20 protein-coding genes and 5 pseudogenes are annotated in these 20,315 nt (G+C 68.9%); 12 read left to right on the plus strand and 13 right to left on the minus strand.

The genetic code is table 11. From position 1 onward, the window contains the following. Positions 1 to 79: 79 nt before the first annotated feature. A complete protein-coding gene (locus AB0M26_RS27420) occupies positions 80 to 493 on the minus strand; it encodes a hypothetical protein (protein WP_365265009.1) in 414 nt (137 codons plus the stop codon). A gap of 110 nt (positions 494 to 603) precedes the next feature. On the opposite strand from AB0M26_RS27420, the pseudogene AB0M26_RS27425 reads away from it, so the two are divergent. Continuing rightward, positions 604 to 2,421, plus strand: a pseudogene (locus AB0M26_RS27425) (complex I subunit 5 family protein). 54 nt (positions 2,422 to 2,475) lie between these two features. Here AB0M26_RS27425 and AB0M26_RS27430 read toward each other — a convergent pair. The 5 genes and pseudogenes from AB0M26_RS27430 to AB0M26_RS27450 all read right to left on the minus strand — a co-directional run bounded on the left by AB0M26_RS27430 (position 2,476) and on the right by AB0M26_RS27450 (position 6,154). Further along, positions 2,476 to 3,297 (minus strand): oxygenase MpaB family protein, encoded by an 822-nt coding sequence (locus tag AB0M26_RS27430; RefSeq protein WP_365265075.1) that lies wholly within the window; start codon positions 3,295 to 3,297, stop codon positions 2,476 to 2,478. An 812-nt stretch (positions 3,298 to 4,109) separates the two neighbouring features. Continuing rightward, positions 4,110 to 4,622 carry a DUF6286 domain-containing protein gene (locus AB0M26_RS27435; protein ID WP_365265011.1) on the minus strand — a complete coding sequence of 171 codons (513 nt, stop codon included), beginning with the start codon at positions 4,620 to 4,622 and terminating at the stop codon, positions 4,110 to 4,112. A gap of 313 nt (positions 4,623 to 4,935) precedes the next feature. Continuing rightward, positions 4,936 to 5,349: an Asp23/Gls24 family envelope stress response protein gene (locus AB0M26_RS27440; RefSeq protein WP_365265013.1), complete on the minus strand. Its 414-nt coding sequence runs from the start codon at positions 5,347 to 5,349 to the stop codon at positions 4,936 to 4,938. A gap of 95 nt (positions 5,350 to 5,444) precedes the next feature. After that, a pseudogene (locus tag AB0M26_RS27445) lies at positions 5,445 to 5,627 on the minus strand (hypothetical protein); the annotation flags it as partial. Positions 5,628 to 5,668: 41 nt separating this feature from the next. Further along, entirely contained in the window at positions 5,669 to 6,154 is a 486-nt protein-coding gene (locus AB0M26_RS27450; protein ID WP_365265015.1) for an Asp23/Gls24 family envelope stress response protein, read from the minus strand. Between the two features lie 182 nt (positions 6,155 to 6,336). Here AB0M26_RS27450 and AB0M26_RS27455 point away from each other — a divergent pair, with 182 nt between their 5' ends. Genes AB0M26_RS27455 through AB0M26_RS27465 form a run of 3 tightly spaced genes read left to right on the plus strand, consistent with a single transcriptional unit; the run spans position 6,337 to position 8,056 of the window. After that, positions 6,337 to 7,017, plus strand: a complete 681-nt coding sequence (locus AB0M26_RS27455) for a sigma-70 family RNA polymerase sigma factor (protein WP_365265017.1) — start codon at positions 6,337 to 6,339, stop codon at positions 7,015 to 7,017. Continuing rightward, entirely contained in the window at positions 7,008 to 7,697 is a 690-nt protein-coding gene (locus AB0M26_RS27460; protein WP_365265019.1) for a hypothetical protein, read from the plus strand. Before AB0M26_RS27455 ends, AB0M26_RS27460 begins: the two co-directional genes overlap by 10 nt. After that, positions 7,694 to 8,056, plus strand: a complete 363-nt coding sequence (locus AB0M26_RS27465; RefSeq protein WP_365265021.1) for a hypothetical protein — start codon at positions 7,694 to 7,696, stop codon at positions 8,054 to 8,056. Before AB0M26_RS27460 ends, AB0M26_RS27465 begins: the two co-directional genes overlap by 4 nt. An 861-nt stretch (positions 8,057 to 8,917) precedes the next feature. On the opposite strand, the pseudogene AB0M26_RS27470 reads toward AB0M26_RS27465, so the two are convergent. Then, positions 8,918 to 9,271: pseudogene (locus tag AB0M26_RS27470) on the minus strand (ISAzo13 family transposase); the annotation flags it as partial. Positions 9,272 to 9,487: 216 nt separating this feature from the next. Between AB0M26_RS27470 and AB0M26_RS27475 the strand changes: the two are divergent. The 3 genes and pseudogenes from AB0M26_RS27475 to AB0M26_RS27485 all read left to right on the plus strand — a co-directional run bounded on the left by AB0M26_RS27475 (position 9,488) and on the right by AB0M26_RS27485 (position 11,093). Continuing rightward, positions 9,488 to 9,655, plus strand: coding sequence for a hypothetical protein (locus tag AB0M26_RS27475; protein WP_365265023.1), 168 nt, complete (start codon positions 9,488 to 9,490; stop codon positions 9,653 to 9,655). 366 nt (positions 9,656 to 10,021) lie between these two features. Further along, positions 10,022 to 10,195: pseudogene (locus AB0M26_RS27480) on the plus strand (transposase); the annotation flags it as partial. Positions 10,196 to 10,556: 361 nt separating this feature from the next. Continuing rightward, positions 10,557 to 11,093, plus strand: coding sequence for a transposase (locus tag AB0M26_RS27485; protein ID WP_365265025.1), 537 nt, complete (start codon positions 10,557 to 10,559; stop codon positions 11,091 to 11,093). Here AB0M26_RS27485 and AB0M26_RS27490 read toward each other — a convergent pair. After that, the gene (locus AB0M26_RS27490) at positions 11,088 to 11,741 is read right to left on the minus strand and encodes an AAA family ATPase (protein WP_365265027.1); all 654 of its coding nucleotides are present in this window, start codon (positions 11,739 to 11,741) and stop codon (positions 11,088 to 11,090) included. The two genes, AB0M26_RS27485 and AB0M26_RS27490, sit on opposite strands and share 6 nt — an antisense overlap. Positions 11,742 to 12,737: 996 nt before the next feature. Between AB0M26_RS27490 and AB0M26_RS27495 the strand changes: the two genes are divergently transcribed. Genes AB0M26_RS27495 through AB0M26_RS27515 form a run of 5 tightly spaced genes read left to right on the plus strand, consistent with a single transcriptional unit; the run spans position 12,738 to position 15,618 of the window. Next, entirely contained in the window at positions 12,738 to 12,908 is a 171-nt protein-coding gene (locus AB0M26_RS27495) for a hypothetical protein (RefSeq protein ID WP_365265029.1), read from the plus strand. Next, positions 12,905 to 13,201, plus strand: coding sequence for a phosphopantetheine-binding protein (locus AB0M26_RS27500; protein WP_365265031.1), 297 nt, complete (start codon positions 12,905 to 12,907; stop codon positions 13,199 to 13,201). The genes AB0M26_RS27495 and AB0M26_RS27500 overlap by 4 nt, the downstream gene beginning before the upstream one ends. A gap of 11 nt (positions 13,202 to 13,212) precedes the next feature. After that, positions 13,213 to 14,352 (plus strand): condensation domain-containing protein, encoded by a 1,140-nt coding sequence (locus AB0M26_RS27505; protein ID WP_365265033.1) that lies wholly within the window; start codon positions 13,213 to 13,215, stop codon positions 14,350 to 14,352. A 5-nt stretch (positions 14,353 to 14,357) separates the two neighbouring features. Continuing rightward, on the plus strand, positions 14,358 to 14,822 hold the full coding sequence (locus AB0M26_RS27510; RefSeq protein WP_365265035.1) for a hypothetical protein: 465 nt from the start codon (positions 14,358 to 14,360) through the stop codon (positions 14,820 to 14,822). A gap of 1 nt (position 14,823) precedes the next feature. Next, positions 14,824 to 15,618: a hypothetical protein gene (locus AB0M26_RS27515; RefSeq protein WP_365265037.1), complete on the plus strand. Its 795-nt coding sequence runs from the start codon at positions 14,824 to 14,826 to the stop codon at positions 15,616 to 15,618. 497 nt (positions 15,619 to 16,115) lie between these two features. On the opposite strand, the gene AB0M26_RS27520 is transcribed toward AB0M26_RS27515, so the two are convergent. The 5 genes and pseudogenes from AB0M26_RS27520 to AB0M26_RS27540 all read right to left on the minus strand — a co-directional run bounded on the left by AB0M26_RS27520 (position 16,116) and on the right by AB0M26_RS27540 (position 19,987). Continuing rightward, positions 16,116 to 16,841 carry a nucleotidyltransferase domain-containing protein gene (locus AB0M26_RS27520; protein ID WP_365265039.1) on the minus strand — a complete coding sequence of 242 codons (726 nt, stop codon included), beginning with the start codon at positions 16,839 to 16,841 and terminating at the stop codon, positions 16,116 to 16,118. Between the two features lie 301 nt (positions 16,842 to 17,142). Beyond that, positions 17,143 to 18,148 (minus strand): annotated as a pseudogene (locus AB0M26_RS27525) (hypothetical protein). A gap of 13 nt (positions 18,149 to 18,161) precedes the next feature. After that, positions 18,162 to 18,809 (minus strand): hypothetical protein, encoded by a 648-nt coding sequence (locus AB0M26_RS27530; RefSeq protein WP_365265041.1) that lies wholly within the window; start codon positions 18,807 to 18,809, stop codon positions 18,162 to 18,164. Between the two features lie 292 nt (positions 18,810 to 19,101). Continuing rightward, positions 19,102 to 19,584, minus strand: coding sequence for a hypothetical protein (locus tag AB0M26_RS27535; protein ID WP_365265043.1), 483 nt, complete (start codon positions 19,582 to 19,584; stop codon positions 19,102 to 19,104). 10 nt (positions 19,585 to 19,594) lie between these two features. Continuing rightward, on the minus strand, positions 19,595 to 19,987 hold the full coding sequence (locus AB0M26_RS27540) for a hypothetical protein (protein WP_365265045.1): 393 nt from the start codon (positions 19,985 to 19,987) through the stop codon (positions 19,595 to 19,597). Positions 19,988 to 20,315 lie beyond the last annotated feature (328 nt).

Consider the following 20,315-nt stretch of genomic DNA (forward strand, 5'->3'; position numbering starts at 1 on the left):
GCTACCTCGCCGGCCTCCACCTCCGTGCCTCCATGATCTGGATCAACGACCTCCTGAAGGCGACTGGCTGATCACAACATCACACAGGCCCTAGCGCAATTGTTGTTCTGCCGGCCTTCCTGCGCCGTGTTCTGCTGACCGGCATTGGCGGCGCTGCTGCCACCGTCGGCCGTCGCGCCGCCGCCCTTGGTGAAGGCTGCACGGTTGAACGAGCCGTCCGCGTATAGATCGGCGGCCCGGCGCGGCACAACGGGTCGAGCAGGCTCTCGACGTTGAGCAGGGTGTTGGGGCTGACCCGGCAGTGCAGCATCCGGGCGAGGCGGGCCCAGGCTCGCCGGGCCAGGCAGCGGGCGATCGCCACCAGTTTTGTCTGCTGAAGCTGGCTGCGGCGGCCGTAGCGGAAGGTCAACCCCTCGACCTGCTCGGCGAAGGTCCGCCGCTGGCACGACGGCACCTGGCATCGGAACCGGCGCACGGTCAGGCATATGGCCATCGGCCGTCCGCCTGTCGCGACATCGGCGAGTGTGCGCCGGTAACGGTCATGAACGCGGCATGAGTTGGTCGTGGACCCGGACGAGCTGTCCGATCTGAAGGGGTGACGGGTTGGATCCCGCGAGCCTGCTGCCCCTGGTCGTGGCCGTGCCCCTGCTGGGCGCGGCCGTACTCGCCGCGATCGGGAGGCTGTTGCCCCGTGTCGTCTCGGACGCGGTGGGCTGCGCCTTCGCAGCCGGGACCGCTGCCGTGGCCGTGGCCACCCTGACCGGAGTCACCGCGGGCGATCCGTACGCGGTGGAGTGGGTCGGCGGTTGGCATCCGGACAGCGGGGGCGCGGGCGTGGGCATCGCGCTGGTGGGCGATCCGATGGCGCTGGGCCTCGCGGTGCTCACCTCACTCCTCGTCGTGGCCGTACTCGCCTATTCCTGGCGGTACTTCGAGGAACCACCGCGCGGCCACACCGGTTCCTTCCCCGCGCTGATCCTGGTCTTCCAGGCGGGGATGTGCGGCTTCTGCGTCACCGGCGACCTCTTCAACGCCTTCGTCTTCTTCGAGCTGATGGGGGTCGTCGCGTACGCGCTCATCGGCTTCCGCGTCGAGGAACGGCGGCCGCTCCAGGGCGCGTTGGCCTTCGGTATCACGGGGTCGCTCGGCGGGTACGCCATGCTGCTCGGGATCGGCATGCTCTATACGCGGACCGGGGAGCTGGGGCTCGCCCAGATCGGCCGGCGGCTGGGCTCCGGGGAGCCGGACGCCCTGGTCCTCGCGGCCTTCGTCCTCCTGACCACCGGCATGCTGGTCAAGGCCGCCGCCGTACCGTTCCACTTCTGGCTCCCGGACACGCACGCCGTCGCGCCCACGACGGCCTGTCTGCTGCTGTCCGGCGTGATGGTCGAGCTGGGCGTGTTCGGGACCGCACGCTTCTACTGGACGGTCTTCGCGGGGCCGGGCGGCGTCCCGGCGGAGGCCGTGACCCGTACGCTGCTGGCCGTCGGGGTCCTGACCGCGCTGCTGGGCACCGCGATGTGCTGGCAGCAGCGCCATCTCAATCCACGGTCTCCCACACCGGTCTGTTCCTGATCGGTGTCGGTGTCCTGAGCCCCGAAGGGACATCGGGCACCGCGCTGTACGTACTGGGGCACGCGGGCGTGAAGGCGGCTCTCTTCGCCTTCACCGGTGTCCTGCTGGACCGCTACGCGTCGGTCGCCGAGCACACGTTGTACTGCAGGGCACGCGAACTGCGCCTGACCGGCGTCCTGTTCCTCGTCGGCGGGCTCGCGCTGGCCGGACTGCCGCCCTTCGGGTCGGCGTTGGGCAAGGCGGTCGCGGAGGAGGCCGCCGGACAGACGGCGCACTGGCTCGTTGCCGTCTTCGTGCTCGTGTCCGCCGTGACGGGCGGCGCGGTGCTGCGGGCCGGGCTGGGCGTCTTCGTGGGCGCGGGGCGGCGGCCCGTCGCGACGGCGGCGGAGCGCGGTGAGGAGACGGTGGGCGACGAGGATCCGGAGACGGCCGGGCCGCTGCGGAGGATCCCCGACACGATGCTCGCCGTGCCCCTGCTGCTGATGGCGGGAGCACTGGCTGTGGGGCCTCGTCCCCGGCCTCGCGGCGGGCGCGGGGCGCGCAGGCGGCCTCTTCGCCGCGCACGGGACGTACGAACGGGCGGTCCTGGAGGGGATCACGGCGTCGGCGGAGGTCTTCCCGGCACCGCACTGGACGGTCGCCGGTGTGCTCCTCGCACTGCTGTCGGCCGGGCTCGCCTGCGCGCTCGCCCTGCTGGGCGTCCGCCGCCCGCGCCCGGGCGGCCTGGCTGCGGCCATGACGCCCGTACGGCGGCTGCAGTCGGGGCACATCGGCGACTACGTGGCGTGGGCAGTCGCGGGCATGGCCCTGCTCGCGATCCTGGCCGTGCCGGGGGTCGTGTTCTGAGGGCTCTGCGGGCTCTGCGGGCCGGTCTTGCGTTGCCGTTCCGCGCGAGGGTGGTCAGGCGGTGGCCGGCGGGCGGGCCATCGCCCAGCGGATGGCGGCGGTGAGGGCTCGTCCGGCGGGCTGGACGCAGGTGCTGTCCACACCGGCGAGGCGTGGCAGCTTCAGTGCGTCCCGTGCCCACACCGGGAGGGTGGCCACGGCGTTCGCGCCGAGAACGGCGTACGGGCCGCGCGCGATCCAGGGCAGCGGCGGGTGCAGCAGGACGTAGCGGACCGCCTCGTGAGCCTCGCGCGTGGCGCGCAGGTGAGGGCGGTAGGCGGCGATGCGGGCGGCCAGTTCTTCCTCACTGCGCGGCGGGTCGATGACGCCGAGCGCGGTAGCCACGCGGGCGGTGTCGGCGACGTACGCGTCGCGGCCTGCCGCGTCGAGCGGCTGTGCGCCGTAGCGCTGGTGGGCCCGGAGAAGGCTGTCGACCTCGGCGACGTGGACCCAGCCGAGCAGTTCCGGGTCGGCGGCCGAGTACGTCTCGCCGGTGGGTGTGGTCCCCCGCACGCTCCGGTGGACCTTCCGTACGCGGTCGACCGCGCGCTGTGCGTCCTGGGCCGTACCGAAGGTGGTGACGGCGAGGAAGGTGCTGGTGCGCTGAAGACGCTGCCACGGTTCGTCGCGGTAGCCGGAGTGCGCGGCGACCGCTGCCATGGCGAGGGGGTGCAGCGACTGGAACAGGAGGGCACTGAGCCCGCCGATGAACATGGAGGCATCGCCGTGGACGGTGCGGATGGCCGCGTCCGGATCGAACCACCGTGGCCCTGGCGAGTCGTGGATACGGGCGCGGTTGGCCGGGCCCTCCGGCCCTGCGACACGGCTGAACAGCATGCCGCCCAGCCGGGCCCGGAGGTCCACGCGCGGTCGGGGAACGACGTCCACGCCTCCAGTATCCGCCTGTCCGACGGCACCGGTCCGTCCGTGCGAACCCACGGAATCGTCCGGAGGGGCCGGCGCTCTGCCTGGCGGACCCATCGCTAATCGGCGCGGTGCGGTGCTCGAAGGCGACCTCCAAGGAGGCCGAGACGGGCAGGTGTTGCCACCCTGCGGAGCGGCGGGCCCGCTCGACCGGACCGCTCCACAGCGCCTCCAGCACCGCGTCAGGGGATCCGTCAGGGTCGAGGACGAGGCCGATGTGTGCCTCGGCGTGTGCGGGTCGGCCCGTCAGGCGTGCCGCGGCGTTCCGGACGCCCGGGAGGCTTCCGGCGTCGGCGGCGAGGGCGTCGCTCAGCGCGTCGTCCCGCAGCTGTACGCCCTGCTGGGGGTCGGGTCTCCCCGCGGGCATGCGACCGGGGTGGTGCCGGCGCAGCTGAGCGAGGAACCACCAGAGGGCGAGCAGGAGAACGATGGCCAGGCCGGCGATGACGGCCGGCCACCACCAGTCCTGATCGGTCCATGCCGTGCGGTCGGCGGTGGAGAGGAGGACGTCGCCGGGTACGGTCAGCGGCCAGCCGACGGGAGGGTTCAGATTCCAGTGCCGGTAGAGGTCGAAGCCCCCGGCGAGGACGAGGAGTCCGCCGCCCAGCAGCACCACGCCGATCGCCGCCAGCAGGACCCGGTTGATGGTGGACTGGGTTCTCATAGCTCCTCCAACTCCCGCTGCGTGGCGGCTCGTACGACGTGTGGTGGCGTTCGTGCTGCCGTCATCTGGGGCGCCGCCGTACGCGGACTCTCAGCCGCAGTGGACGGGCCAGGACGAGCTGGTCCGCCTGTTCGTGGGCCAAAACGTCGGTGAGGTCGGCACGGACCTCGTCCAGGTCGCGGAATCCCGCGTCCGCGCGCACGCGTATCCCGCGTCTGCGGACCCGCACCTTCGCCCGGCTCACTCCGGGGACGCGGAGGGCGGCGTCACGCAGCAGTTGCCGGGCCCCGGCGCGGTCCAGCACCGCGCGCGCCGAGTCCGTGCCCGTGTCCGTGCCGCCCGGGACACGCAGCGGCAGGTGGTGACGCAGTCCGGGGGTCAGCGCCAGGACGACCAGCCACAGTCCCAGCGCGGCCGCGATGGCAGCACCGGTGAGCACCCAGACGTCGTCCAGTGGGCGGGTCGCCAGCTCATCGGTCAACTCCTTGCGCCAGGTGGCGGCTTCGTGGCCGGTACGGACCCAGACGACCTCGTAGAGCAGCGTCCCGGCGGCCAGCAGCAGGGACAGGGCCACGACTGCGGCGGGTGTGCGCCGTGCGGACCATGGCCGGTGCGGATGCTGAGGGGCGTCACCGCTTCGACGACGGTCATCACTGGTCGCGGGAAGGGGCGTTGACGTGCCGTCGGCAGATGTCTCGGCAGGCCGGGGAGGCTTGTCCAGCGGTGTCCGTGAACCTTGGGCCGCAGGCCGTCCGTTCGGCGTCGTGTCCCCGGAACCGGGCGAGGTGGGCGGCTGATGGCGGGTCATGAGCACCTCCTTCCACGGCCCTGTCCCTACGCCGGTGCCCGATGTCCGTTGCCCGTCCCGGGTTCAGGACCGTGCGGGTTCAGGACACCCGTCGGCCTTCCTGGCTCTCGGCGGAGACCAGCCGACCGATGACGAGGGTGACGTCGGTGACACGCAGGTCGGTCAGCTGGGCCACGCGCTGAGCGACGTGCTCCTGCATCCGGCGGGACGCGTCGGCGATGTCGATGGGGTAGGGCAGGTCCACGGTCAGGCCCAGCCGGGCCGCGCCGCGGTGGACCACCACCGAGGAGCGGGGCTCGGCCAGGACGCGACGCACAGGTGGCGGGGCCGGTTGCCGGAGCAACGCCTCTCGCGCCGCCCGGGCAGCGATGCGGGCCACCACCTTCTCGGGGATCATGGTCGCTCCGCGCTCGGCCGGCGGCGGAAGCCGCCCGCCCGCTCCCGCGTCCCCGGACGCGCCGGGAAGAGCGGGAGCGGAGGGCCGCGTGGTCATGAGACCCGGCTCCGGACAGGTCCGGCGTCACTCCGGGACGGCGGCCTGGACTGCGGGGGGCCGGGGCTCCGCGGACGGCGCCCCTCGTCGCGTGTGCGACGTGCCTCCTCCCGGGGACGTACGAAGTCGCCCAGGACGATGTCACCCTGCAGGAAGCCACCGATGATCAGCCCCAGAGCGCCCAAGGCCGCCACCACCACGAACGCCCCGAAGCCTCCGAAGTAGCCGGCGAACCCCAGGACCATGCCCGTCAGGAGTCCGATCGTTGCCTTGGTCATCCCTCACTCACCCGTCTCGTGTCCCGAGGGGGACGCGCGGCTCACGCCACGCGGCCCTCACTCTCCTCCGTGGTCTCGTCCTCCTCGTCGGGCAGGTGGACGTCGTCCACGGCGATGTTCACCTCGACGACCTCCAGGCCGGTCATCCGCTCCACGGCCGCGATGACGTTCGCGCGCACCTCGCCCGCGACATCGGATATCGAGACGCCGTACTCGACGACGACATCGAGGTCCACCGCTGCCTGGCGCTCGCCGACCTCGACGCTCACACCACGCGTCAGGCCCGGCTTGCCGGCGGGAACCCGGTCACGGACGGCCCCGATACGGCGGGCCATGCCCGCGCCGAGGCTGTGGATGCCGGGTACCTCGCGGGTGGCCATCGCGGAGATCTTCTCGACCACACTGTCCGAGATCGTGGTACGCCCGCGGTCCTCGGGGGACCGGGGCTTCTTTCCGCCCTGCCGTTCCTTGCCGGTCTCGTTCGAGTGGCCTGTGCCTGTGGCAGGAGGGCTGGTCGTGTCCGTCATGAGGATGCTCCTCGGCGATAGAGGTCCCGAGCGGGCGTCACGTCGATGCCCGTCACTACTTGGACACCCCGCAGCGGAAACCCCTCACGCAGAAAAGGAACATTTCTCGCATAGGATGCAGAAATGGCCCATACGGCCCGCACGCAGAGTGACGGCGGCCCTGGAACCGCAAGTGAGAACCGATGCGCGAGCAGAACGGCTTCCGATCGCCCCCGCGGGAAGGGGGCGCGCCCCCGCCCGGAGGAGCAGGCACGGCACCGGCCGACAGCACGGCGGCCGGGAATGACGGGCCTGCCACGGCAGCCGGCGGTGACGGGCTGGACGCGGCGGAGGACTGGCTCCTATCCGTACGGGCGGGCGAGGGCGACGACGATGCCTTTGCCGTTCTGGTCCGCCGGCACACCCCCGCACTGCTCGCGCTCGCCATCCATCTGCTCGGCAATCTCGCCGACGCCGAGGACGCGGTGCAGGACGCCTTCATCCGCGCCTGGCGGCGGCTGCCGGAGTTCCGTGGCGACGCCCAGTTCCGTACGTGGATGTACCGCATCGTCACCAACCGGTGTCTCAACACCCTCCGCCGGCGCACTCCCACCGTGTCCCTGGAGAACGCCCCCGAGCCGACCACCCGCGACGCGCACGCCTCCCCCGAGCGCGCCGCCGAGACCGACGCCGCCGCCGCGGCACTGGCCCGGGCGCTCGGCACGCTCCCTGTCGACCAGCGTGCATGCTGGGTGCTGAGGGAACTGCACGGCCTGCACTACGAAGAGATCGCCCAGGTGATGGGCACCAGCGAACAGTCCGTGCGCGGCAGGCTCTTCCGCGCGCGGCGCTCCTTGACGAAGGAGATGACGTCATGGCGCTAGACGACTCGCACCCCCCGCACGCCGGCAGCGCCCCACCGGGATCGACCGACGTACGCCCCACCGTGCGGCGGCCGGGCGACGCGGCCCTGATGGCCGGGGACGAGCGGCTGCCCTGCGGACGCCCGCTGAGCCTGGCCTGGGAGCAGGCCCGTGACCACACCGGCGCGTCCGACCCGCACATCGCCTCCTGCACGTACTGCACGCAAGCGGTCGAAGGACTGACGGATCTCGACCGGGCCACGCTCGCGCTCCGCACCCAGGAGCGCCCCAGCGGGACCACGTTCGCCGGGCGGGTCATCGACGCGGTGCGTACCGAAGTCCGCATCGGGCGCACGCTACTGCTGGACGACCCCGCGCGCGACCTGCGGATCTCGGAGACCGCGGCCGCGAAGGTCCTCCGCCGGGCGGCCGACACAGTCCCCGGGACACAGGCGGGCAGCTGCCGCCTGACGCCCACCGGGGACGGCACCCGAGTGCACGTCGACCTCACCCTGACCTCAGGGCTGGCGGCACCGCTGCCCCAACGGGCCGACCTGGTACGGAAAGCCGTGCTCCGGGCCGCGGACCGCGTCCTCGGACTGGCCGTCACCGCCGTCGACATCGAGATAGTGGACGTCAATGGGCGCCTCCACCCCCGCGGCCCGCGCGAAACCGCCCCACCCGGAGGGCGCACCTCATGAACGACCGTCAGGCGAGCGCCCTCCACCGGGCCGCGGCCCGCGCCGCCCTCTCCGCCCCCGGGGTGAGAGACCTGCAGCCCGGCCTGCGCCACCAGTTGGCCGCGGCCGTCCGCGGCGGGCACGGTACGCACTCCCCCACCGCGCCCCCCGAAGCCGGCATCCGGACCGGCAACACCCACGACCCACCGGGCTGGCACGTCGAGGTGCGCTGCATCATCGACGAATCGCGGCGTGCGCTGGACACCGCCCGGGACGTCCGCGAACGCGTACGGGCTGCCGTCACCGACCACCTCGCCGGGCAGGACGAGCCGGGGCATGTCGACGTGCTGGTCTCGATCACCCGCACCGAACCCACCTGAACCGCCCACCCGCCCGGCGCCCCGGGCGACGTCCGGCTACGCCTCCCCTGCATCAGCGACGCGCTGCGACCGGGCACATGCAGCGGGGCGCGCCGACGTCACGGGCTCCTGCTGATCGCGAGCGGATCGGTGAGGCCACCGCAGTTTTGTGCTGAGAGGCGAGGGCACCCAAGCGGCGTTGCCCGATCCGGCTGCCTGCCGGACCGGGAGAACTCCGCGGTCACGGAAGCACGCAGAGCCCGGTTCCGGGCGATGAAGCTGCGTACAGGAGACCGCACGGCGGACTGCGAAGAGTCACGGCGGTGTGACGATGCCGGGAGGGCGCGCGACCGGAAATTGTCACGTGCAGGGGCGCGTTGAGGAACGCAGTGGCGTAACGTGAGGGTCTCATCGCGCAGCGCCTTCCCGGAGAGCTTGATTCCGGGCTGAGCCTTGACCTTTACCTGACTGACCGTGTGTGCATGTGCGAAGGACGCGGTGGGTGCGAACAGCGGGAGGACGAACAGGACGGCGGCGAGAGCCGAAACCACGCTCCGGGCAGTCGTACCTCGGAACATTCGCCCCCCTCCAGGCAGTTCACCACCACACGCGTGCACCAACGAATGGACAATGACCAGTCAAGAACATCCTAACTAGGCAACGTCGTTTGCACTCAACGCTTCCCGCTGAAGAGAGCCTGAAAACCGACGTGGAGTCGGCGTGAACCTGCCCTTGCTGGCGGGAGGTTGATCGGTTACAGGGCCGGCTCTCCGAGACTGGCGCGACCGGTGCGGCACGCACGCCCCTCGTGAGCGCCGCACCGGATGCGCCGGTCCGCAGGCCATGACTCCGGGGTCCGCCTGGCTAAGGGCTTGCAGATCATTAACGCGTTGTCTTGATCACGCTGGGGACGCCACTCAGGGCTTGAACCCGAGCCTGGAGGGCTGTGAGGGTGGAGGGCGGGGTGGCTGCCGGCGGGATGACGATGCTGTGCGCCTTGAGCAGCGTCCTGATCTTCAGCAGGGTGTGGTGCATGGCGGTGCGACTGCTGTCGAACGGCACGGCGAGGGGTTCCGCAGTCAGGGCGACCCGCAGGTGAAGGACGACCGCCAGGACCTGGTCGGGGAAGGCGAGTCGGGGCGGGCGTCCGCGCTTGACGTCGCTATCGATGGCCAAAGTGTCGGTGAGTTCGCTCAGGTGCTGCCGGGACATGCCGGTCAGGGCGGGATCCCACAGCGAAGGGCCGAGTGCTGTCGGAACTCGTGAACATTCCGGCATGACTACAGCGACCGCGCGCCTCCGAAACAGCCATCGAAGTGTTGCCCGTTCTCGGGTTCTGGCTCAACTTCCGTGCAGAGGCGACTGTGAGTGACAACTGAACGACTCGGGACAGCTTCGGAAGTCGCCCGAAAATCGGCCGTCGCCGCTGTGGTTAGGCTGAGAGTCCGGGCCGTGGAAGAGGTCGTGCTCCGGCTGAAGCAGCTGTTGTTCCCGTCGATCGCGGACATCGCGGTGCTGTCGGTGGACGTGAATATCGAGATAGTGCGCGTTGACGCGCAGTGCACGGCGGTCGGCGCCGCCTGCACCGGGTGCGGGACCTGGTCGACCACGAGTGCATAGCTCCTACCTGCGGTTTCCTACTGACTTACCGAGCGCCGGACGAAGAGTCGTGCTCCAGTTACGAGTTCGGCGGTTCCGCTGCTGCAACACCATGTGCACCCGGCGGACCTTCGTGGAACAGATACTCGGCGTCACCCGCAGGTACGGCCAGCGCACTGAGCGGCTGCGCTCCGCTCTGGCCGCAGTCGGTCTTGCCCTGGCCGGACGGGCCGGGGCCCGGCTGGCTTCCGTCCTCGGCGTGTCCGTCAGCCGGGCACGGTCCTGCGCCTGGTCGACGCTCTTCCTGAGCCGGAGGTGCCCGGGCCGCGGGTGGTCGGCGTCGACGAGTACGCCACCCGCAAGGGCCGCCACTACGGCACCGTGCTGGTGGACGTCGAAACCCGTCGGCCGATCGATCTGCTCCCGGACCGGGAGGCATCCAGTTTGGCCGCCTGGCTCGCCCGACGACCTGGCGTCGAGATCGTCTGCCGGGACCGCGCGCCGTTCTTCGCCGAAGGCGCCGCTGCCGGAGCGCCGCAGGCGGTCCAGGTCGCGGACCGGTGGCACCTCTGGCACAACCTGAGCGAAGCCGCCGAACGGAGTGTCGCCCGGCACCGCCGCTGCCTGCGTGTCCTGACGCCCGCAGCGTCTCAGCCCGAACCCGAGACTGCTCCGGCCCCGGATCCGTCGGCGTCGCCATGGCCGACAGGTCACCGCTTTGCCGACCGGACTCGGGCCCGGCACGCAGCCGTCCACGCCCTGTTGGAGGCAGGACACAGCCGGCGCTCGGTCCAGCGGCAGCTCGGCATGGCCTGGCATACCGTCAAACGGTTCGCCGACGCCGCGGAGCCGGAGGAGTTGTTCACCGGCCAGTGGCAGAACCGGTCCTCGGTCCTCGGTCCTCGACGACTACAAGCCCTATTTGGACGACCGCTGGAACGAGGGCTTCACCAATGCGTGGAAGCTGTGGGAAGAGATCGTGCCGCTCGGCTACAAGGGCAGCTACCAGCGGGTTCGCGCCTACCTACGCGAGAAGCGCACCTCACCGCGACCGGTGACCGCCCGGCCGCCCTCGCCCCGTGCCGTCGCCGGGTGGATCCTCCGGCACCCGGACACGCTCAGCGAATCCGAGCAGCTCCAGCTCAAGGCCGTCCGGACGCACTGCCCTGAGCTCGACGCGCTCACCCGCCATGTCCGGTCCTTCGCAGCCATGCTCACCGGGCGCCAAGGCGAGCGTCTGCCGGACTGGCTCGACGCCGTCCGTCAGGACGACCTGCCCAGCCTTCACACGCTCGCCGCCGGCATCGACCGAGACCGCGACGCCGTCATCGCCGGCCTCACGCTGCCCTGGAGCTCGGGCGCCGTCGAAGGCCATGTCAACCGGATCAAGATGCTCAAGCGGCAGATGTTCGGCCGTGCGGGCTTCGCGCTCCTGCGGAAACGCGTCCTGCTGTCATGACGCTGCCGTGGGCTTTCGGCCGGCGGCCAGCAGGTCTGGGCGCAGCTTGGTTCGAAGCTGCTGGAACGCGGTCGGAAGCGGCCGTTGCGGAAGGAAGGCGCTGATCTGCCGTGCACAGTCCAGGGCACTGGCTGTGGTGGTATCGCATTCGAAGTCATACAGTCCATGCGCATGGACGTGCTGGAGTTGCCGGGCCGCGAGGCCCGCCGGGCGATCGCCACGCGCTAGTTCGCGCCGCCCCAGCTCTTCCAGCGAACATCGCACACCGACCAGGACGACATTTCTGGCGCAGAAGAGCCCGAGGCAGTCCAGCAGACGCCATTCCTCGCTCAGCACATGATCCACCACGACGTTGTTGCCAGCCGCAGCCATGCCCACGACCGCTCGGTGGTAGCCCATCCACGTGCGTCGCAGAACATTGGGCAGCTCCTCCGAACTGACCTCCCTGCGAGAACGCATCGCGTGGAAGGCATCCACAGGCATATGGAAGGACGGCTCGTCCAAGATCTGGAGCAGTGCTTTCGCGATGCTGGATTTACCCGAGCTGGACGTCCCATTCAAGAAGATGATCCGGCCGCTGGCGGCCGGAGCGGGGACGCCGCCGCAGTCTGCCGCCTCAGCAGCTCCGTCATCACCAGCTCTGGGCATGTGGGCTCCTTCACGATCACCAGTTGAATCCGATCATCATCGGGCTTCGGCGGGAGCTGCGACGGGTCACCCTCAGAACCCAGCCTTCTCCTCGGATACGTCGAGTAACCGATCACGGAAGTTGAGCCAGAACCCGTTCTCGTGTATAGAGCCACCGGGCACCAGGTCGCCGGCGGCCGGCCCTGACGGCAGTCCGCAACCGCCTCTCACCGCCCGCCTTCCAGCCGCCCGGCCTGGTGAACCCGGGCCCGTCCAAAAGGCTTCGTAGGGACGACCGCGGCGGCTGTGCTCCGGGAAGCGGCTTGTGCCCTTACGCTCGCGGCTTGACCCGCAGTGTCGACGGCCTTGGCTGCTGCCGACTGCGTGGTGGTCACGGTGCCGGACATTCCCCGCGTACGGTCCGCTGTGGTGTCACGGCTACTGGAACAGCTGGCCCACCGACCGGTCTCGATCGTAATGATCCGTGGTGGACAGGGGGGCGCCCTGTGGCTGGCTGAATGCCTGGCCGATCCGCGCGCGGCTGCTTGGGAAGTGCTCCTGGTCGAGGATTCGCTCTACGGATGCCGGGCGCAGGGCAACACCATCGAGTACAAGCGCAAGGACCGGATCGGTGCGCCCCACTACGGGCAGGACCCGAAACTCCCCATGGACGCGCTCACATGCGCGCTGGGCGCGCCGGAGTGGGCGAGAGGTACCTGCATGACAGCGAGGGCATCGACCCCACCCTCGGTGAGCAGCTCGAAGCGATGGACACCGAGCGCGTCGCGTTGGCGGCATCGTACGGGGTTGAGAGTGAAACTTTTCCTGAGATCCTGCGGCGTCAGTACGGGCACCAGCCCCGGTCGAGCTTCCACGCCACCATGGCCGCGACGCGTCACCTCTACCGCTCGCTCTCGCCCTCCGACCTCGGCAAGTCTCCGACTGTCGCGCACCCTGCGGGAGGACATTCCCGCTCTGTTCACGATGCTCGAGCTGGCTCGGGTTCAGAACATACCGATGCCCACCACCCGGGCCTTCGCGGACGCCTTGCCGTACTTGCTGGGCCGGGTCGGACTGGCGCTTACGGACATCGACCGGTACCCGCCGGTGACGCCGGGCATGGACGGCGAGGCGGTACGACGCCTCCTGGACGATCGCACGAAGTACCCATCCGAGGACGACGCATGAGCGTGCAGCAGACGGAAACCTCCATCCGCGATGTGGTCGTGGCCCACTGGCTTGCTGCCTTGGAGTACGACGACCCTGAGCCGGACGATGACTGGTTCGACTTCGGTGGCGACAGCCTCGGAGCCGTCCAGCTGCTGGGCCGGCTCGAGCGTGAAGGGCTCGTCGTTGACATCGCCGAGTTCTTCCGCACTCCGACTCTGGACTCGCTCGTCCGGCTTGTCGGCCCGAGCCCCTCGACGGATCTGCGGAGGCGGCAGTCCGCGACCTATCGGCCGGGGCAGAACTGCCGCTGACGCCGACCCAGTTGTACACGGTAGTCGCCGACGGTGAGACGCGTAACTGGCACAACGACCATCTCACCGTCCGGCTCTGCGAACACGCCACCTGGGAACGGGTGAACCACGTGGTACGGACACTGGCGCTGGCCCACCCGGCGCTCACCGCCCGGTTCACCGCTCACGAGGAGGGCCGGTGGGCACAACAGGTAGGTTCCGCTGACCAGCGCACCATCCCCGTGGTCACGGTGCCGGTTAAGGGGCACGAGGACATCGGCCCCGTCGAGGCCGCCGTTCGGGACCATGGGACCCGTTTCGATATCTCGCGAGGCGATGTGTCCGTGGCGCTCGTCTGGGAGGCGGAGGGCGATCCGATCGGGCTGACCCTGCTGTTCCATCACCTCTGCGCCGATGGCCACAGCGCGGACGTGCTCCAGCACGACATCGTCGCCGCCCTGCACGACGAGGTCAGTGCAGCTCCGCCCGAGGACAACTACATACCGTGGCTGGCCAGACTCGCCGAATGGACGGGTACTGAGCAGACTGCCGTTCTCGGAGCGACCGACGACGCGGAATTGGCGTTCCCTGTGAGCGATCTGCAGCACATGACACTCCACCTGGAGGTCGGTGCCCTCACGTCCCGGGAGATCGCCCCTGCCATCCTGACGGCGATGAGCCGCGCGGTACAGGGCCTGCCCAGCCCACGTTCCCGGGGCGTCGACATGACCTGGCACGGCCGTGATGCGATCCCCGGCTGGCCGTCGCTGGCGACGACGGTTGGCTGGTTCTCCCAGCTCCGGAGACTGGAGCTGCCGTCCGGCGCTCCCTGGACGGTGCCCGACGCGATGCGCGCGCTGGAGGCATTCGAGCAGGACAACGAATCGTTCGTGACCGGAGACTCCGCGGTCTCCCTGCTCACCGCTCCCGCCGGGCTGTACCTCAACTACCGTGGCTCGCTGCGCGGCACTCTGTACGCGCCGGTTCGGGACTGTCTACCGGTTGACCTGGACTTCGGACCGCAGTCCTCTCCGGAGGCGACCACGCTGTACCACCTTCGCTGCGTCGCCGACCGGGTCCATGGCGGCGTCCGGCTGGGGATCAAGTTCCGCCCTGACTCGCCCGTCGCTGCCTGCGTCATCGAGTCCCTCCGCGCGGGGGTGGGGCAGTGACAGGCATGCCCTCTGCAGTCGGCCCGAACGTCGGTCTGCTGGTTGGCACCACGCCAGCGGTGCCCTTTGCCGACTTGTTCGCCCAGGCGCGCGACCGGAACCTGCCCGTGATGGTGCCCGCGGCAGTCGCTGCGTCGACGCCCGAGGTCCCGGCCCTGGCCGAGTCGGTCGGCGTCCGCTGGGAGAAGGTCGGCGACGACTTGATGGCCGCAGTGCGCGAGCGCGGGTTGGACACGATCCTCACCTTCGACGAGCGATACGCCTACGAGTGTCTGGAGGCAACCGTCCGGCTCCGGAACTCCGACGCACCCCGGCCGCACGACAAGTTCGACATGCGCATGCTGCTCAACGAGCATGGCCTGTCGCACACTCGTGCGTGGGAGCTCACGTCGGACGACGACATTGCCGCGGCCCTCGAGGAGGTTGGCACCCCCGTGGTCAAACCCCGCCCGAGGCGTCTCCAGCCGTGACGTGGTGATCGTCCGCGACCTGCCCTCTTGGCGGCGGGCCGCGGCGGAGAGAGACCTGTTCCTGTCGTCGGGCGAGTTGTACGCCGAGGAGTTCCACGAGCACCTGCCCTTCGGCGAGCACCAGGACTGGTACGCCTCCTACCTCGCCGTCGATGTCATCCACGGCGTCGGTGGGACCGTGTTCCTGCCCGCAGACCGCAGGAAGCAAGCGGCCAACTACGGCGAGACGGGCTCCCTGGTGCCGTCCCGTATCAACCCGGAGGTGCGCGCAGCCCTGGAGTCCTGGGCCCGCGAGATCGCCGAGCTGTGGCGGGGCATGTGGCCGGCCTTCCACATCGAGTTCGTGAACACCGCGCAGGGCTTCCAGCTGATCGAGGTCAACCCCCGGCTGGGCGGCCACCTTCATGTCATGGTGAAGGCCATCTCGGGCGACGGGAACCTCATCGGCGCGGTGCTCGACGCCGTCACGGGAGACGAGCCGCACCTGCCGGAACCGCGTGGCCAGGCCAGCTACATCCTCGTACACCCGCCGGAGGGCGCGCTGACGGTCGACTCCCCTCCGGACTATCGCACCCTCCTGCGCGAGCACCCGGGTGTCAGCGTGGCCCGACGGCGCCGCGCTGAGACCCGGTTCGATCCCCGCGACGGAACGCTCAACGCGCTGTGCGAACTCCTGGTGACAGCACCGGACGCCCAGACGCTCCGAGCGAGGATCGACCGATCACAGACACATGTCATCTCGTCCGCCCGCTCAGCTACGGAACCGTCGCATGACCTTGTGGACTCGCATTGCTGAACTCGCCGTCGCCCGGCGGGACCGAACCGCCGTCATCGGAGCGAGCGCCAAGCACACCTCTGCGGACCTGCTCTCGGACGTCGCCGACCTTTCCCGGCGGATCGAGGAGCTGGCTCCGCGCGACCATGTGGTCGCCGTCTCCGGGCAACGGGGCTACGGCACCCTGACCTGTTGTTGGCGTGCCTGGCCACCGGCCGGGTGTACCTGCCGGTGGACGAGCGGTGGCCAGCCCAACGTGTCGACCTTGTTGTATCCGAAGCCGGTGCGGCCGTCCTGTCCTGACCCCTCCCCCAGCCGTATCGGAATGCGCTCTGAGGTCCGGCTGCCATCGCCCTTGGCGACGGTGGCTGTCGTGGGGTGACCTCCGCATCGGGTCGTCGTTGAACGGATGCATTGGTGCAGGGCGGCGGTCGGCTTCCTCGCTCGCCCATGCCCGACCGGGCAGCCACACCTTTGCAAACCGCCGCCCATTCGACCAGCGACGTCAGGAGGCCGGCTCAAGCGCGCCAGCGTTGGGCGTATCCCTCCCGCAGCGGTCCGCCAAGAACGTCGAGCACTTGCTCAGCAGCCATCGCCAACAGGGTGGGATCCGCGTGCTCGGCCACGGCCTGATGGCCCTCGAGCAGGGCCTTGCCTCGTACCGGGTCCGCACCCAGCAGTCTGCGGGGCAGCCACTTACCGATGCCCGTCCAGCCACCGTGGTGGGCAATGAGGAGATGTGCCGCCTCGCGCAGGGTGAAATCGGCGAGGGAGAGCTGTTCATACCGGTCGGCCGGCGAGGTATCTGTCAGATCGTCCATGAAGCAGGTCAGGACGTAGCGTCCTCGTTCCCACTCCGCTGGAGTGAGCGCCGGAGGACCGGCCGCCAGCACTGCTCGCGCCCGTTCCCGCGTACGCAACAGATGGCCATGAGGGTCGGTCAGGGGCATGCCTTGGTCGTAGATGAAGAGGACGGTGCCCCGGCGAAGGACTCTGTCTCTCTCGAAGTGGTCCATCACGTCCGCGAGAGTGTGCAGGAAGAGCTCGGCCAGGCGGCCGCCGTGACGTATCACCTCGCGACGGCTGGTCTCCCAGTCCGGGAGGAGGATGGCAACGTCAAGATCGCTGCTTGCCGTAGCACGCCCCTCAGCAGCCGAGCCGCCGAGTATGGCCCCCAGAGCGTGCGGGAAACGGTCCTTGATCAGCTCCAGAGCCTGGTCTGCCGGAGTGACTTGATCATTCATGGGAGATCATCGTGCCAGCCCTCAGGTAAGCGTTCCACAGGTCGCCTTTGTGCTGGCGCTACTGCCTGCGTTGCCGAAGCTGGAGTGCTTGATCCGGCTGAGAAGTCAAAGACCCTTGAGGTTGAAAGGCAAAGCCAGAACCGGTGGCGGAGCCAAACGCTGATGAAGGTGATGGTTTCCGGAGCCGGCTCCGTATTACGTGCCGCAGGAGGAGGCCGGGCTGGAGGAAGCCGGCCGAGGCTCGTGGCCGCGACCGGTTCCCTCCCCCCTCGGCCATGAGCGGCCGCTGGGTGATGATGCGTCAGCGGTTGATCGCCTGGATTTCGCCCACCGTGACGTCCTGGACAGTGCCGAAGTGGCCATCGGGGAGTTGTCCGCCATTGGTGCCGGTGCCAGTCCAGTGGACCTTCCAGGTGATGGTGCCTTGAGCGGGTAGGTGGCATCGCCGCTGGAACGCAGGTATTTCACGCCACACGGTGGATCGGCTTTCGCATGGCCCTTGGTGTAGGGCTGACCGATGCGCCCGTCCTCGATGCGGCACTCGCCGGAGGCAGGGTAGGTCTGCGCATCGTCGGTCCCCGGTTCGATACGGAGGAGACAGGTTCGGCTGTTGTCGTCGCCTGGATGTTCAGGGCAGGGACGGACGCTGTCACCGAGACGGGATTGAACTCGGCCTTGTTCAGCCAGGCCCAGGTGGGCAGGTTGACCTTCGATTCGCCCTCGGGGTTGAGCTGAAGCCTGGTGTCGGGCACGCGGATCTCGGCATAGGCGAGCTGAGCGAGGGTCTCGGGTGTGACGGCTTCCGGTGTATCGGCCGGAGGCGGGTCACCCTTGTCGACCCAGAACGGCGGCTTGTCGCACTGGTCCCACCCTGGAGGGTAGTTGGACGCGGAGTAGTCATCCCACCAGTAGCCCTTGCCGGACTTGGCCAGGTTGAAGTTCTTGTACGGCCTGCCGTTGACGTATCGCTTGCGCTCCTCAAAGTCCCACTGAGGGCTGGTCGAGTCCACCTCCCAGATCTTCTCCTTGTACCTCTTGAACTCCTTCGGCGTGTACCTGGGCGCATACCAGCAGGCCGGTGGCGACCAGCCCCCGACCGGTACAGGGGCACCGGCACCACCCCCGGATCCGTTCTTTGAACGGTCGTAGACGATCCCGCCCGCGGTCGCGGAGTACGTGCCGTTCTTACCGGCATTGCCGGAGGTGTGTGTTCCCCCGTTCGTGGCTCCCCCGTCGCCGTAGCCAGCCCAAGCCGGGCCTGCAGTCAGGAGAACGACTGTCACGGATGCCGCCGTGCCTATGCCCAGAGGGCGTTAAGATTCAGGCCTGGCATTCGGCGCTACCCCTCTGGGACGTCAACTCTTCGTTGACCCAGACGCCTTGATCGTTCGCGCGGAGTCGGCTTGCGTAGATGACGAAGTCGTTCTTGGACGGTTTCGTCACGCTGGTCTTCCCCGTCTTGAGGCTCTTGTTGTACGCCTTACGCTGGTCCTCGCAGTACACGAGAGACGCGGTTTTGTCCTTCTTGACCTGAGCCTTGGCGTTGTAGAACCGCTTGGTGCCGGTGATGCGGATCTTGTTGTCGACGAACGACTGGATGAACTGCTCGCTTCCGGCTGCCGCGGGGCCCTCGGTGTAGAAGCGGTACGCCGCATGGGTGGGGTCCTGGCGAGCGATGGCCATGTCCACGGCTTTGATCATCTGCTCGGTGTCAGCGAGTACGGCGTCCTTGTCCTTGTCGCCGGTCTTCTGCCAATCAAAGGCGTAGGACAGATCGCCGGGGACCTTGATCTTGGGGCGGTCGTCGGAGCCCGGTCCGGACGACGCCGTAGGCGACGGCTTCTTCTCCGACTCCTCGGCTCCGGCGATCTTCCCCGAATCCTTGCTCTCGTCACTGCCGCCGCTGCACCCCGTCAGCAGTGCGACGGCAGCGAGAACGGCTACGGCAGGCAGGCGTACGGACGCCACGGATCCCCCTCTTGAGTTCTTCTTGATCGATGCGGCCCCAACATAGTGCACACGCTCTACGCCCCATCAGCGAGATACGCCAACGCCGGGCCTCGCCCCCCCTACACGCCGTGATCTCGCCTCCGAACCTCCGTACGGTGAAGCCGGAGGCTCGAGCTGGACAGGGCGCTGGCCTCGCAGACCTCATGGCGACAACGGATGCGGTGGTGTTGGCGACCGGGCGTCACAGAGATGGCCGAGGTGCTCTCCAGCCGTCAGCTCGGTAGCCCCGCATGCAGGAGAAGCGAGGTTGTCAGGTGTAGTAAGTAGCGTCACCAACCAGGACCGATTCGAAGTACAGCGTGTGCCCATCCTGGGGATCCCGCGGAACCTCACGTCCGGTGTCGCGGGTAAACGCAAGCGTAAGACCGAGAGCCACAGGCTCTTCAAGGTCGGAAAGGTCCAGGTCGCACCCCTGCGAAGCCAGGTGGTCCAGGACCTCCCTGGCAGGTGTACGAAAAATGTCCAAGTCACCGTCGAGAACGCGCACATCGGCGTCCTCCCGTCGGAATCGCCACAACTCGACGGCAGTTACTGTCTTCCCGTCTTCAAGGTGAACGACGATCTCGAACTCGTTCTCTTCGTCGGCGAAGACGATCTTCACGGTCGGGTCGTGTGCGTAGGGGCCGCTGACATTGGGTTCGCCCCAGGTTTTCCCTGCTTCCAGGGCTTGCTCGAATGGCATTCCGATGAGTACGGGTGCGACGCCGCGGGGTGGATCGATCACGATGTCCATGGTTGCATCCTCATTTGAGCAGGTCGTAATTGATGGTCCAGCCATTGTCGTTGAGCAGCCGTTGGAGACTCTTGTTGTCCGGCATGCTGGCCACCATGTCCGCGATGTGCTGGTCGTACTTGGTCCCGAAGCGTGCGCGGATATCGTCGATGTCCATCTTCATGGCTTCGTCGAACTTACCTTGGTCGATCAGGTCTTTCTGCGCCTGGTGCCACTGCTTTGCTGGGCGGCCGGATCCGGTGCTGGTGACTGCGCGGTGGTCGGCGTACTCCATCCGGATCGAGGGGCCGCTGGAGGGGCTGAGGTCCAGGTGCTTGTAGGCCTTCTTGGCGGGGATGTGGTTGATCTCGTTGCCGGGGCGTGCCGACTGCAGTCGGCTGTACCAGCCGCCGACTCGGTGCATGCTGCCAGGCCGAGGGGGTCGCTGATGCTGAAGGGGTTGCAGACGTAGGAAGGACAAGGACGGATGCGCCACACGGGCCGAGGTGCTGATCGCCGAGTCCCCTACGCCCGTCGAGACCGGCCCGGGTTGCCGGATGCTGTCGGGCAGCTGATTCTCGTACTACGACCAGCAGCAGGTCACCGATCCCAAGGGACTCGACATCGACCACGTCGTTTCGCTCGATGAAGCCTGGGACTCCGGCGCCTCACAGTGGACGCCCGCACGCCGCCAGGTAGGTGCTTTATGGGGCAGGCCAATCCGCCGGTCTCACCCCACATAACCGACTCGT

Origin of the sequence: Streptomyces sp. NPDC051776, from assembly GCF_040681345.1 — a bacterium.
GTDB lineage: Bacteria > Actinomycetota > Actinomycetes > Streptomycetales > Streptomycetaceae > Streptomyces.